Source organism: Qipengyuania benthica, from assembly GCF_030717865.1.
Classification (GTDB): Bacteria; Pseudomonadota; Alphaproteobacteria; order Sphingomonadales; family Sphingomonadaceae; genus Qipengyuania; species Qipengyuania benthica.
The window spans coordinates 674,519-688,218 of the sequence record NZ_JAVAIL010000002.1 but is presented as its reverse complement, the minus strand read 5'-3'; the positions used below and the strand labels follow the sequence as shown (position 1 = coordinate 688,218).

11 protein-coding genes are annotated in these 13,700 nt (G+C 65.9%); 3 read left to right on the top strand and 8 right to left on the bottom strand.

Annotated elements, in window-relative coordinates:
• The first annotated feature begins 86 nt into the window (after positions 1-86).
• From recA to alaS, 3 genes are all read left to right on the top strand, one after another.
• Positions 87-1,148 (top strand): recombinase RecA, encoded by a 1,062-nt coding sequence (gene recA / locus Q9K01_RS08565; RefSeq protein ID WP_305929789.1) that lies wholly within the window; start codon positions 87-89, stop codon positions 1,146-1,148.
• 297 nt (positions 1,149-1,445) lie between these two features.
• A complete protein-coding gene (locus Q9K01_RS08560) occupies positions 1,446-2,072 on the top strand; it encodes a glutathione S-transferase family protein (protein WP_305929788.1) in 627 nt (208 codons plus the stop codon).
• 102 nt (positions 2,073-2,174) lie between these two features.
• Complete coding sequence (gene alaS / locus Q9K01_RS08555; protein WP_305929787.1) at positions 2,175-4,844, top strand: alanine--tRNA ligase; 2,670 nt, start codon at positions 2,175-2,177, stop codon at positions 4,842-4,844.
• An 18-nt stretch (positions 4,845-4,862) separates the two neighbouring features.
• Here the strand turns inward: alaS and Q9K01_RS08550 are convergent, their stop codons facing one another.
• The 8 genes from Q9K01_RS08550 to Q9K01_RS08515 all read right to left on the bottom strand — a co-directional run bounded on the left by Q9K01_RS08550 (position 4,863) and on the right by Q9K01_RS08515 (position 13,664).
• On the bottom strand, positions 4,863-5,033 hold the full coding sequence (locus tag Q9K01_RS08550; protein WP_305929786.1) for a hypothetical protein: 171 nt from the start codon (positions 5,031-5,033) through the stop codon (positions 4,863-4,865).
• A gap of 66 nt (positions 5,034-5,099) precedes the next feature.
• On the bottom strand, positions 5,100-6,860 hold the full coding sequence (locus Q9K01_RS08545) for a cation:proton antiporter domain-containing protein (RefSeq protein WP_305929785.1): 1,761 nt from the start codon (positions 6,858-6,860) through the stop codon (positions 5,100-5,102).
• 76 nt (positions 6,861-6,936) lie between these two features.
• Positions 6,937-8,589 (bottom strand): bifunctional GNAT family N-acetyltransferase/carbon-nitrogen hydrolase family protein, encoded by a 1,653-nt coding sequence (locus Q9K01_RS08540; RefSeq protein WP_305929784.1) that lies wholly within the window; start codon positions 8,587-8,589, stop codon positions 6,937-6,939.
• Between the two features lie 34 nt (positions 8,590-8,623).
• The gene (locus tag Q9K01_RS08535; RefSeq protein ID WP_305929783.1) at positions 8,624-9,844 is read right to left on the bottom strand and encodes an NADP-dependent isocitrate dehydrogenase; all 1,221 of its coding nucleotides are present in this window, start codon (positions 9,842-9,844) and stop codon (positions 8,624-8,626) included.
• Between the two features lie 128 nt (positions 9,845-9,972).
• Positions 9,973-11,220 carry an adenosylmethionine--8-amino-7-oxononanoate transaminase gene (locus tag Q9K01_RS08530; RefSeq protein ID WP_305929782.1) on the bottom strand — a complete coding sequence of 416 codons (1,248 nt, stop codon included), beginning with the start codon at positions 11,218-11,220 and terminating at the stop codon, positions 9,973-9,975.
• Positions 11,217-11,843, bottom strand: coding sequence for a dethiobiotin synthase (bioD, locus tag Q9K01_RS08525; protein ID WP_305929781.1), 627 nt, complete (start codon positions 11,841-11,843; stop codon positions 11,217-11,219). The genes Q9K01_RS08530 and bioD overlap by 4 nt, the downstream gene beginning before the upstream one ends.
• On the bottom strand, positions 11,840-13,030 hold the full coding sequence (locus Q9K01_RS08520; protein ID WP_305929780.1) for an 8-amino-7-oxononanoate synthase: 1,191 nt from the start codon (positions 13,028-13,030) through the stop codon (positions 11,840-11,842). The genes bioD and Q9K01_RS08520 overlap by 4 nt, the downstream gene beginning before the upstream one ends.
• A gap of 73 nt (positions 13,031-13,103) precedes the next feature.
• Positions 13,104-13,664 (bottom strand): hemerythrin domain-containing protein, encoded by a 561-nt coding sequence (locus Q9K01_RS08515; RefSeq protein WP_305929779.1) that lies wholly within the window; start codon positions 13,662-13,664, stop codon positions 13,104-13,106.
• Between the last annotated feature and the right edge of the window lie 36 nt (positions 13,665-13,700).

The following is a 13,700-nucleotide window of genomic DNA, read 5'->3' as shown; positions in this document are numbered from 1 at the left end:
ACTCTTGTTCTGCCGGAACAAAAGCGGTACACACTCTTTCGTTGATGAGTCGGCAGCGACTCTGGTCAAGCGCAGGAGGGAATGTCATGGCGGCAAGTCTGAAGCTCGTAAAAGACAAGGAAGTCGACGTGGACCGTCAAAAGGCACTCGATGCCGCACTTGCGCAGATCGATCGCGCATTCGGCAAGGGCTCGGCGATGAAGCTGGGCCAGAAGGAAGCGATGAGCATCGAGTCGATCTCGACGGGATCGCTCGGGCTCGACATTGCGCTCGGCGTCGGCGGCCTGCCCAAGGGGCGCGTGATCGAAGTCTATGGGCCGGAAAGCTCGGGCAAGACCACGCTCGCGCTGCATGTCATCGCCGAGGCGCAGAAGGGCGGGGGCACCGCCGCCTTCGTCGATGCCGAGCATGCGCTCGATCCGGTCTATGCCAAGAAGCTGGGGGTCGATATCGACGAATTGATCGTCTCGCAGCCGGACACCGGCGAGCAGGCGCTCGAGATCGTCGATACGCTGGTCCGCTCGAACGCGATCGACGTGCTGGTGATCGATTCGGTCGCCGCGCTGGTGCCGCGCGCCGAGATCGAGGGCGAGATGGGCGACAGCCATGTCGGGCTCCAGGCCCGCCTGATGAGCCAGTCGCTGCGCAAGCTGACCGGCTCGATCAGCCGCTCGAAATGCATGGTGATCTTCATCAACCAGCTGCGCATGAAGATCGGCGTCATGTACGGCAATCCCGAGACCACCACCGGCGGGAACGCGCTCAAGTTCTACGCGTCGGTCCGGCTCGACATCCGCCGCACCGGACAGATCAAGGATCGCGACGATATCGTCGGCAATTCCACCCGCGTCAAAGTGGTCAAGAACAAGGTCGCACCGCCGTTCAAACAGGTCGAATTCGACATCATGTATGGCGAGGGCATCTCCAAGATCGGCGAGATTCTCGATCTCGGCGTCAAGGCCGGGATCGTCGAGAAATCGGGTTCCTGGTTCAGCTACGACAGCATCCGGATCGGGCAGGGCCGCGAAAACGCCAAGACCTATCTGAAGGAGAACCCCGAAGTTTGCGACCGGTTGGAAGCCGCCATTCGCGGCCGCACCGACGAAGTCGCCGAGAAGATGATGACCGGTCCTGACGCGGAGGACTGAACGCATCTTCTCAAGCGGACGCCGCAGCCGTCACCCCCGGCTGTCCCCATAAGCGGTGTCCGGACACGCGGAAAGCCGCCGTGCGCAAGGACAGACCCTCCAAGGCCTCTTGTCGCGGCGGCTTTTCGCTGCGTGTCTCGCTGTGCGTCCCGCCGGGTGTTCAGGCCGCGAGGGCCCGAAGGGCGGCTGTCGGATGATCTCACATGGTAGTGGCCCCGCCGGTGCGGATGGCATAGGCTCGGTCGCGAACCATCACCCGAACCAGCGCCAGCGTCCGAACCAGTCAGGAATCCCAGCATGACCATCACCGTCCACCATCTCAACAACAGCCGTTCTCAGCGGATCCTCTGGCTGCTCGAGGAATTAGGCGCCGATTACACGATCGTCCCTTACCAGCGCGACGCCACCACCAATCTCGCGCCGCCCGAACTCAAGCAGGCGCACCCGCTCGGCAAATCGCCGGTGATCGAGGACGAGGGCCGGATGATCTCCGAAAGCGCCGCGATAATCCAGTATCTGTGCGAGCGGCATGGCGGCGATGCCTGGCTCCCGCCGCGCGACAGCGCGCAATGGGTGGAATACCTCGAATGGATGCAGTTCGGCGAGAGCAGCTTCTTCGTCCCCGTCATGCTCAAGCTCTATAGCGCCCGATTGGGCGAGGCCGCTGCACCGCTGATGCCGCGGATCGAGGAACAGCTCGAGGCGCATGTCCTGTTCACCGAACGCGAACTCGGCGAAGCCCTTCATTTCGTCGGCAACGACTGGTCCGCCGCCGACGTGCTGATGAGCTTCCCCGCCGAGATCGCGGTCATGCAGGGCTATGCCGAGCGCGCGCCAAAGCTGGCGCGCTTCGTCGAGGCGGTCCACGCCCGCCCCGCCTGGCAGCGCGCGCGCGAGCGCGGCGGTCCCTATTTCGCCTGGTAGGGGGGCTCGCCCCCCTCTCGCCGTCCCCGCGCCACCGCGCGCGATCACCGCAATCGCCTTTCCGCGCTTGTCGCTCGGGCGGCGATTGCCTAACTGCGCCTCATGACTTCGACCAACGACATCCGCCGGTCCTTCCTCGACTATTTCGCCGCCGCCGATCATGCGCAGGTGGCGTCCGCGCCGCTCGTGCCGTTCAGCGACCCGACGCTGATGTTCGTCAACGCCGGCATGGTGCCGTTCAAGAATGCCTTCACCGGGCTTGAAACCCCGCCGAGCCCCCGCGCGGCCAGCAGCCAGAAATGCGTCCGCGCCGGGGGCAAGCACAATGATCTCGACAATGTCGGCTACACCGCGCGCCACCACACCTTCTTCGAAATGCTCGGCAATTTCAGCTTCGGCGACTATTTCAAGGAGCAGGCGATCGAGCACGCCTGGAACCTGCTCACCAGGGAATGGGGCCTGCCCGCGGACCGGCTCACCGCCACCGTCTATCATACCGACGACGAAGCCTTCGATCTGTGGCGCAAGATCAGCGGCCTGCCCGAGGAGCGGATCATCCGCATCGCCACCGCCGACAATTTCTGGTCGATGGGCGACACCGGCCCCTGCGGCCCGTGCTCGGAAATCTTCTACGATCATGGCGAGCATATCTGGGGCGGCCCTCCGGGTTCGCCCGAGGAGGATGGCGATCGCTTCGTCGAGATCTGGAACCTGGTGTTCATGCAGTTCGAGCAGCAGGCCGACGGCAGCCGCGAAGCGCTGCCCAAGCCTTCGATCGACACCGGCATGGGGCTCGAACGCATCGCCGCGGTGTTGCAGGGCGTCCACGACAATTACGACACCGACACCTTCAAGGCGCTGATTGCGGCGGGCGAGAGCCTGACCGGCGTCCTCGCGCAGGGCGACAACACCGCCAGCCACCGGGTGATCGCCGATCATCTGCGCTCGACCGGCTTCCTGCTTGCCGATGGCGTGCTGCCTTCGAACGAAGGGCGCGGCTATGTGCTGCGGCGGATCATGCGCCGCGCGATGCGCCACGCGCATCTGCTCGGCACCGCAGAACCGCTGATGCATCGCCTGGTCCCCGCGCTGGTTACCGAGATGGGTCAGGCCTATCCCGAATTGCAGCGCGGCCAGGCGCTAATCGAGGAAGTGCTCGAGCGCGAGGAGACGCAGTTCCGGCGCACGCTCGACAAGGGGCTGCGCCTGCTCGACGAAGCCACCGGCGCAATGGGCGAGGGCGGCACGCTCGACGGCGCCACCGCGTTCAAGCTGTACGACACCTATGGCTTCCCCTACGATCTCACCGAGGATGCGCTGCGCAGCCGCGGCATCGCGGTCGATCGCACCGGCTTCGATTCCGCGATGGCGCAGCAGAAGGCCGCTGCCCGCGCGGCATGGAAGGGTTCGGGCGATTCCGCGAGCGAGGAGGTATGGTTCGACATTGCCGATCGCGAGGGCTCGACCGAGTTCACCGGCTACAGTTCGACTACCGGCGAGGGCGCCGTCATCGCCATCGTCCGCGACGGGGCCGAGGTCGAGAGCGCGAGCGAGGGCGAGAGCGTGATCTTGCTCACCAATCAGACGCCCTTCTACGGCGAGAGCGGCGGCCAGACCGGCGATGCCGGGCGGATCTGGACCCCAGAAGGGCTAGAATTCGCGGTCGAAACCACCAACAAGCCGCTCGGCCGGCTGCACACCCATGTGGGCCGCGTCACCAAGGGCGCGGTGAAGCGCGGGAACACGGTCCACCTCGAGGTCGATGCCCCAAGGCGCGACCGCATCCGCGCGAACCATTCCTCGACCCATCTACTCCACGCCGCGCTGCGCGATCAGCTCGGCGAGCATGTGACGCAGAAAGGTTCGCTGGTGGCGGACGACCGCTTCCGGTTCGATTTCTCGCACCCCAAGCCTCTCACGCCCGAGGAAATCGCGGCGATCGAGGCCGAGGTCAATGCGGAGATTCGCGCCAACGAGGCGGTCCAGACGCGGCTGATGACCCCCGACGACGCGGTCGCCGCCGGCGCGCTGGCGCTGTTCGGCGAGAAATACGGCGACGAGGTCCGCGTGCTGTCGATGGGCACCGGCCGCGAGGGCCGTCGCAACTATTCGGTCGAGCTGTGCGGCGGCATCCATGTCGAAGCGACAGGTGATATCGGTCTGTTCAAGATCGTCTCGGACAGCGCCGTGAGTTCCGGGGTGCGCCGGATCGAGGCGGTGACCGGCGAGGCGGCGCGCCAGTGGCTCGGCGCGCGCGATCAGGCGCTGCAGGCGATCGCCGGCACGCTGCGCACCTCGCCCGACGAGGCCGCGGCGCGGGTCGAGGCTTTGGTCGAGGAGCGCAAGAAGCTCGAAAAGGAACTCGCCGAGGCCCGGCGTGCGCTGGCGCTCGCGGGCGACGGAGCGAGCCCGAGCAGCGAGGCAACCGCGGACGAAGATATCGGCGGCGTGGCCTATTCGGGCAGGGTCATCGAGGGGCTAGACCCCAAGGATCTGCGCCCGCTTCTCGACGAAGCGAAGAAGCGGATGGGCTCGGGCGTCGCGGCGATCTGCGCGGTCAACGACGGCAAAGGTGCCTTCGCAGTCGCGGTCACCGACGATCTCACCGATCGCTTCGACGCTGTGGCGCTGATGCGTGCGGGTGTGGAGGCGCTGGGCGGAAAGGGTGGCGGTGGCCGCGTGGACATGGCGCAGGGCGGCGGTCCGGACGGCGCAAAGGCGGCGGGAGCCATCGCGGCAGTGCGCGAGACACTGGCGAGGCAGTCCGCCTAACTTTGCCCTGAGGTCTTGCTAGCGGCTCGGCGTTTCCTTGGTGACGCCGCTGCTGCCCTGCTCGATGTCCATTCCGCCCGTGTCGCCTGGCTTGCCACGGTCCTTCCCGCTCTGCTGCGGATCCTGGACGTTCTGCGGCTTGAACTTTTCCTTGTTCGGAGTCGGTTTGGTGGGGTCGTTGTCGGCCATTGCGATTTCTCCTTTCCTCCCCAACGCATGGAGCGGCGGAGAGTTCACCGATCGGTATCGCAACCCTCAGGATTGGGCGGTGCTGGTGCGCAGCTTGGGCTTGTAGGCCAGCGCGCCCTCTTCTTCGATCTGGACGCGATATTCGTCGCGCTTCTCGTGGATCGATGCGATCACCGGCCCCATTGCCACGCCGATATCGACCAGCACCGCTTCGCTGAGCTGGAGCGAGGCCTCGAGCGCTTCGGGCACCGCATGGCTGGCACCGGCACGGTAGAGTTCGGCGGCATGCCGCGTGTCGCGTGCGCGGGCGACGATCAGGAGATCGGGATAGTCCTTGCGCAGCCTAGTCACCAGGCGCTGCGCCAGGACCGGCTCGTCCATGGTCAGCACCACCGCCAGCGCGTCTTCGACCCCGAGCTTGCTTAGCGCGACGCCGCGCGCCGCATCGCCGAAGGTGGCGCGAATGCCAGCCCGCTTGGCGTCGGCAACAAGATCGGAATTGGAATCCAGCGCGACATAGGGCTTGCCGTGTTTTTCCAGCATGCGCGCGACGAGGCGACCGACCCGGCCCGCGCCGATGATGATGACACGAGGCTCGCCCGCGTCCTCGGGCGGCAAGTCCGGGACCGCTTCGACCTGACGGCCGATAACTCGGCCGAGGCGCGCAAGAAGCGGGGTAACCGTCAAGCCGATGGCGGTGACGATCTGCCAGAATTGCGCTGTGCCGGGCTGGATCAGCAATGCCGATCCTGCCGCTGCAAGCACGATGAGCGTTGTCTCCGAAGGACTCGCCATCAAGATGCCGGTCTCGGCGGCAGTCGAGCGGCGTGCGCCCATCAACCGCAGCAGCATGCCCGTCACGAGGGCCTTGAACACCAGCACGCCCACCACCGCGGCGGCCACCGCGCCGACGTTTTGCCAGATCGTGGTGAGATCGATGCTCATCCCGACGGTTATGAGGAAGATGCCCAGCGCCAGCCCCTTGAAGGGCTCGATGATCCCCTCGACCTCGGTGTGATATTCGGTCTCGGCGATCAGCAGGCCCGCGATCAGCGCACCGACGATCGGCGACAGGCCCGCGAGCGCGGTGGCCAAGCTCGCCCCGATCACCACCAGCAGGCTGGCGGCGAGGAACAGTTCGGGGCTCTTGGTGCGCGCGGCCTGCGCGAACAGGCGGGGCAGGGCGATCCGCCCGACGACCAACAGCACGGTGATGACCGCCGCTCCGAGCAGCAGCGTATCGAGCAATCCTTCCCAGCCTTCGGCTTGCGCAGTCGGTCCCATGGCGCCCAAAATGAAGATGATCGGGACGATCATGATGTCTTCGAACAATAGCATCGACAGCGCCGCGCGCCCGACTGGGCTGTTGGTGCCCGAGATCGGCAGGACGATCGCGGTGGAGGAGAAGGCGAGCGCCAGTCCGAGGGCCAGTGCGCCGGTCCAGTACTGCCCCATCATCCCGAGAAAGATCGCCAGCAAGGCGCCAATGATCACTAGCTCCAGCGCTCCGAGCCCGAACACCAGCCTGCGCATCTGCCACAATCGATTGAAGCTCAACTCCAGCCCGATCGTGAACAGCAGCAGGATGATGCCGAGTTCGGCGAAGGGCTCGAGCGCCTCCGGATCGGTGATGGTGATGTGGGTGAGCCAAGGTCGCTCGAACACCAGCTGGCCCAGGCCGTACGGCCCGACCGCAATGCCGATCAGGATGAAACCGATGACCGGGGTGATCCGGAACCGGGCGAAGATGGGGATCACGAGCCCCGCCGCGCCCAGAATCACCAGAGCATCGGACATCATCGGGGTTGCTTCGATTTCGCCAGCCATGATCAGCGACTAGCCGCAGCCTTGCCGCCTGTCACCCGGCACGCGTCTCTCTTGCATGCATGTGGGGTGCGGCTGGCTACCCGCCGCCGACGCTCTGAGGTCCCAGCGGCTCGGTGCGGGGCCGGGTCTTGCCGGGATGATCGCCATCCTCGTCCCATTCGATTCGGTAGAGATCGAAGCGACGATCCGCGAGATTGCGCACCGTGCCTTCCGCCCGGGCCCAGGACAGGTCCGCGAGATTGACGTCGCTGATGGTCAGCGTCTCGACGTTCTCGGTCGCCTCGGCTGCGATCCCGTCGCGTGCGAAGGGGAAGTCGCAAGGGGTGAGGATGCAGCTCTGCGCGTACTGGATATCCATGTTGGCGACGTTGGGCAGATTGCCGACATTGCCGCTCAGCACCACGAAGCACTGGTTCTCGATCGCGCGCGCGGCGGAGCAATAGCGGACCCTGAGATAGCCTTGGCGGCTGTCGGTGCAGAACGGCACGAAGATGATCCGCGCACCTTCGTCGGCCAACTTGCGCGACAGTTCGGGGAATTCGGAATCGTAGCAGATCTGCACCCCGATCGGGCCACAGTCGGTCTGGATCACGTTGATCTTGTCGCCGCCGCGGATGTTCCACCAATAGCGCTCGTTGGGCGTGGGGTGGATCTTCTCCTGCTCGTGGACCGAGCCGTCGCGCAGGCAGATATAGGCGACGTTGTGGATGTCGCCGTCTTCCATCCGGGTGGGATGCGAGCCCGCAATGATGTTGATGTTGTAGCGCATCGCGAAGTCCGAGATGTCGGTCTTCAGTCGCGGGGTGTATTCCGAAAGCCGCTCGATCGCCTCCATCGGCGAGAGTTCCTCTTCCTCGAAGCTCAGCAGCATCAGCGTGAAGAGTTCCGGGAAGACGATGAAATCGGCTTCGTAGTCGCTGGCGACATCGATGAAATAGCGGATCGCGCGCAGGAATTCGTCGTAATCCTTCACCGCGCGCGCCTGCAGCTGGCAGGTTGCGACGCGGACCGATTCGACCCCGCGCGGGATGCGCATCTTCACCGGCGTGTCGCGCTCGATATAGGGGTTGCGCCACACCATCTTGACCGCATTGCCCGCCGAACGCTTGTCCTCGGGCAGATAGCCTTCCAGAATCCCGACCGCCTCGAACCCGTTGGCGAGCTGGAAGCGCAGCACAGGATCGTGGATCTTGCCCGCGATCACCTGGTCGAGATAGTCCTGCGGGCCCTCGACCTTGCGCTGGTGGCGGCGGTAGTTGGGCATTCGCCCGCCGAACACGATGCCGGTCAGCTCGCGCTCCTCGGCCAGCGCGCGGCGTTCCTCGTAGAGCCGCCGACCGATACGCACGCCGCGCACCTTGGGGTCGACGCACATCTCGTAGCCGTAGAGCCAGTCGCCGGTCGGATCGTGGCGGCTGCCGTAGCCATTGCCCGAGATCTCGTCCCAATCATGCGGCGCGAACACCACCGGTTCGGGCAATTGCATCGAGGCGCAATAGCCCACGACCTGCTCGTCGAGCAGCGCCACGAAACAGCCTTGCGGGAAGTTGTTGATCTGGCCGCGAATTTCGCTCTGCTTGTAGGCGGGCAGATCGTCATAGGCGCGGCGGACAAGCGCGGCGATGCCGCGGATGTCCTTGATCATCGCCTGACGGACGATCAGCCGCGCCTTGCCGACCTTCTCGCCCGCCTTGCGCGCGGAAGGACGCTTCTTCGCAGCCTTGGCCATCGCGTTCAGCTCCCTGGAAAGGGGAACCGGAGCCTCAGCTCCAGTTCGCCATTTCCTGCTCGAGATTGGTCACGATCGCCTCGAAGAACTGCTCGGTGGTGAGCCAGTTCTGCTGCGGACCGATCAGCAGCGCGAGATCCTTGGTCATCTGGCCGTTCTCGACGGTCTGGATGCAGACCCGCTCCAGCGTCTCGGCGAAGCGCACCACATCGGGAGTTTCGTCGAACTTGCCGCGATACATCAGCCCGCGAGTCCAGGCGAAGATGCTGGCGATCGGGTTGGTGCTGGTCGCCTTGCCCTGCTGGTGCTGGCGATAGTGGCGGGTGACGGTGCCGTGCGCCGCCTCCGCCTCGACGGTCTTGCCGTCGGGGGTCATCAGCACGCTGGTCATGAGGCCAAGCGAGCCGAAGCCTTGCGCCACGATGTCCGACTGGACGTCGCCGTCGTAGTTCTTGCAGGCCCAGACGAACTTGCCGCTCCACTTGAGCGCGGAGGCGACCATGTCGTCGATTAGGCGGTGCTCGTAGCTGATCCCGGCCTTGTCGAAATCGGCCTTGTATTCGGCTTCGAAGATCTCTTCGAACAGGTCCTTGAAGCGCCCGTCGTATTTCTTGAGGATGGTGTTCTTGGTCGAGAGATAGACCGGCCATTTGCGGTCGAGCCCGTAGGCGAAGCTGGCGCGCGCGAAATCGCGGATCGAATCGTCGAGATTGTACATCGTCATGGCGACGCCGGGGCTGGGGAACTCGAACACGTCGATATCGATGTTCTTGCCGTCCTCGCCCTCGAACACCATCCGCAGCTTGCCCTTGCCGGGGATCAGCGTGTCCTTGGCGCGGTACTGGTCGCCATAGGCGTGGCGGCCGACCACGATCGGGTCGGTCCAGCCCGGCACCAGCCGCGGCACGTTGTCGATCACGATCGGCTCGCGGAACACCACGCCGCCCAGGATGTTGCGGATCGTGCCGTTGGGGCTGACCCACATCTTCTTGAGCCCGAATTCCTCGACCCGCTGCTCGTCGGGAGTGATCGTGGCGCATTTGACGCCGACGCCGTATTCCTTGATCGCATTGGCGGCATCGACGGTGATCTGATCGTCGGTCTCGTCGCGCTTCTCGATCGACAGGTCGTAATACTTCAGGTCGATATCGAGATAGGGGAGGATCAGCCGCTCGCGGATCCACTCCCAGATGATCTTCGTCATTTCGTCGCCGTCGAGTTCGACGACCGGGTTCTTGACCTGAATTTTTTGCATGAGTGCCCTGCTTGTCTAGAATGTCCGGGAATATGTGAGTCCCGCGCGCTTTAGCAGAGCGAGGGGAGGGCGCAAGGCGAGGGGGCCGACAGTCTGGCCGCAGTAGGCGGTCGCAGACGCCTATCGGCTCAGCAGTTTGCGATTCCATCCTCGATTCCGTCGTAGATCGACGCAAGATCCTCGTCCGAAATGCAGTAGGGCGGCATGACGTAGACGGCGTTGCCCAGCGGGCGCAGCAACAGGTCGGCCTGGCGGAAGCGCGACAGAAGCGCCGGACCGAGCCGGGACAGGTAGCCATCCTGCGCATCCTCGATCTCGACGGCGGTGATCGTGCCGGCGCGGCGGGGGTTGGCCACCCGGGGATTGCGCGCCAGCTTCTCGAGCTGTGTCGCCTGACGTTCGGCGAGGCCGCCGATCCGCTCGAGCACCGGTTCGTTCTGCCAGATCGCGATGTTGGCTGCCGCCGCGGCGCAGGCGAGCGGGTTCGCAGTGTAGCTGGACGAGTGGAAGAACATCCGCGCGCGGTCCTGCGACAGATGGGCCGCGAAGATCGGCTCGGTCGCCATCGTCACCGCCAGCGGCATGGCGCCGCCGGTCAGGCCTTTCGAGAGGCAGAGAATATCGGGGACGATCCCGGCCTGTTCGCAGGCCAGCAGCGTGCCGGTGCGTCCCCAGCCGGTCATCACCTCGTCGGCGATCAAGAGCACATCGTGAGCCGTGCAGATCCGGCGCATTTCGGCGAGGACATCCGCATCGTAGATTTTCATGCCGCCGGCGCCGCATATCAGCGGCTCGACGATCAGCGCGGCGGGTTCTTCGCGGCACAGGGCGGTGAGTTGTTCTAGAGTCGTCGAGCCGTCGCCGTGCGGAAAGGGCAGCGTTTCGACATCGAACAGCAGCGGCGCATAGGCGGCGTTGAAGACCCCGCGCGCGCCCACCGACATCGCGCCCACCGTGTCGCCGTGATAGGCATGCTCGAGCACCAGGATCTTGTGCCGGGGCCGACCGGTGTTCGCCCAATATCCGAGCGCCATCTTGAGCGCGACCTCCACGCTGGTGGATCCGGAGTCCGAAAAGAACACGCGGGTCAACTCGTTGGGCATCAATTGTAGCAGGCCCTGCGCAACCGCTTCGGCGGGTTCGTGCGTCCAGCCGGCGAAGATGATCTGGTCGAGCTTTCCGGCCTGTTCCGCGATCGCCGCCATGATCGCGGGATGGCAATGGCCATGGGTCGTCACCCACCACGACGAGATCGCATCGACGATTCGGCGGCCGTCGGCGGTGAAGAGCGCTGCGCCCTCGGCGCGGGCTATCCGCGGGATCGGCTCGCCAAGCCCGTGTTGCGTGAAGGGGTGCCAGACGGGTGAAGCACTCACCGGAAGTCCTCCAGCCGGAAACTGGCCGCGAAAGCGCTCGCCAGAGCAGCCGGGGTCAGGGGGTCGAGCAGGGGCAGCCGACCCAGCCTGCGAACGCCGCCGATATGCGCGATGGTGCTCTCGCTCTCCGCGTTGGGGTCTCCGACGAAGGCGATTCCGAGGATCGCGACGCCGCGATTGCGCAGCGCCTCGATGGTGAGCAGGCTGTGGTTGATAGTGCCGAGCCCCGTGCGCGCCACGACGATTGCGGGCAGGCCCCAGCGGGCGAAGACATCGGCGAACAACAGCTCGCGCGTCAGCGGCACCAGCGCGCCCCCCGCGCCTTCGATCACCAGCGGGCGGACCGCGGGCGGCGCGAGCCGGGACGGGTCGATCGCGATCCCGTCGCGCCGCGCCGCCTCGTGGGGGGAACACGGCGTGGTCAGCCGGTAGGCTTCGGGCAGGATGTTCGCCGCCGGCAAACCGCTCAGCGCCGCCACCCGGTCGCGATCGCCGCCGCCGTCCACGCCCGCCTGGACCGGCTTCCAGTAATGCGCCTGCAGTGCACCGGCGAGCGCGGCGGCGAACACGGTCTTGCCGATCTCGGTGTCGGTGCCGGTGACGACCCATGCCGGCCCGCTCATGGCAGGACCTCGGCCAGAGCCTCCGCCAGAGCATCCGCCAGAGCCGCGATATCCGGCTCGTCCGTGTTGAGCGTGATCGAAATGCGCAGGCGCGAGCCTCCTTCCGGGACCGTGGGGGGACGAATGCCGCGCACGTCGAAGCCGCTCTCCTGCAAAGCCTCCGCCAATGCTATCGTCCGCGCCGGGTCGCCGATCACCAGCGGCAGGATCGGCGAGGCGGTGCTGCGGACCCCCAGCGGCGCGAGCAGGTCTTCCGCCTGTGCGACCAGCGCTGCGAGCCCGGTCCGCCGCTCGGGTTCGTCCGCCAGGATGCGCAGCGCCTCGCGCACCGCGCTGGCCATCAAAGGCGAGGGCGCCGTCGAGAAGATGAACCCGCGCCCGCGATTGACGAGGAAGTCGGTCACGACCCGCGGACCGCACAGCAATGCGCCTTCGCAGCCCAGCGCCTTGCCGCAGGTCTTCAGCGTCACGACGTCCGGTCGCCCGTCGAGCGCGGCTGCCAGCCCGCGCCCGTCGGGTCCGAACACGCCGGTTGCATGCGCTTCGTCGATCAGCAGGATCGCTTCGCGACGCTCGGCGATCGCTGCCAGATCCGTCAGCGGAGCCCTGGTGCCGTCCATGCTGTAGAGGCTCTCCACCGCGATCCACGGGCGCCCGGTTCCTCCTCTACGCCGCCAGCCGGCTATCGCCTCGTCGAAGGCACCCGCATCATTGTGCGCAACCGTCAAAGCCCCGCAGCGGGCGAGACGGAGGCCCTCGTGCGCGCTGGCGTGGATCAGTTCGTCGTGAAGGATCAGGTCGTCCGGTTGCGGCAAGGTCGCGAGCAACGCGGAATTGGCCGCGAAGCCGGTCGAGAAGAACAGCGCGGCCTCGCTCCCGAAAAAACCCGCCGCCTCGGCCTCGAGCGCCTCGTGCTCGGGATGGTTGCCGCGCAGCAGCCGCGAACCGCCCGAGCCCACCGGGACGCCCCGCGCGATCGCATCGCCCACCGCGCGCGACAGTCGCGGCGAACCGGCGAGCGCCAGATAGTCGTTTGACGAAAAATCGATCCCCCGGCGCGGCTGCAAACGCCTCGTCCTGCCCTCGACCGCAAGCCGCTCGAGATCGGTCGCCTGGCTCGCGAACAGCCCACGATGGCTGGCAGGCGGCAGGACGGGAGGGTAGGGCGCACGCGTATCGGTCAGCATCGCGGCCCTCTGCATCAGCCGCCCCGGGAACTCAACCGGTCGCGACCCGCGTCGCTCCCTCAGCCGCTTTCGCTCAGATCGCAGCCCCGGCACCGGTGCGCGCGGTGCCGTTGTCGGTCCCGCAATAGCGTCGATATTCCTCGGCGTAGCGCTCCTGCAGCCGGGCCTTGCGTTCCGGGGCCATCTCCTTCGCGAGGTCGGGAAGCCAGCTGTCCTCTTCCTGATAGATATGCTGCGCGACCGCGCTCTCGATGTGCTCGAGCTTCTCCGTCCATTCCTTGCTGCCCGGCGCCATATCCTTGAGCTTGGCGAGCTGGATCTTGGTCATGGCATGCTCTTCATAGGCCATCCCCGCATGGAGCTTGCTGCTCTTGTCGGCGATGTCCGGATAGAGCACGGCTTCTTCCGCATTCGCATGGCCGGTGAGGACCGTGGAGAGCCGCTCCACCGCCTCGTGCGAGGGCGCGGCGTGGGCTTCGCGGAAGCAGGTTTCGATCTCCCGGTGCTGATCCACGATGGGCTGGATCCAGGGCTCGCGGGCGGCGAGCGCATCGATGTTGCGCCGCGCCTCGTTGCGGGATTCCTCGGAAGCGGCAGGCGTAACGGCGGCGGCGATGCGATCGAGAAATGACATGGTGATATTTCCTTGAATTGGTCGGGCGCCCTGGAA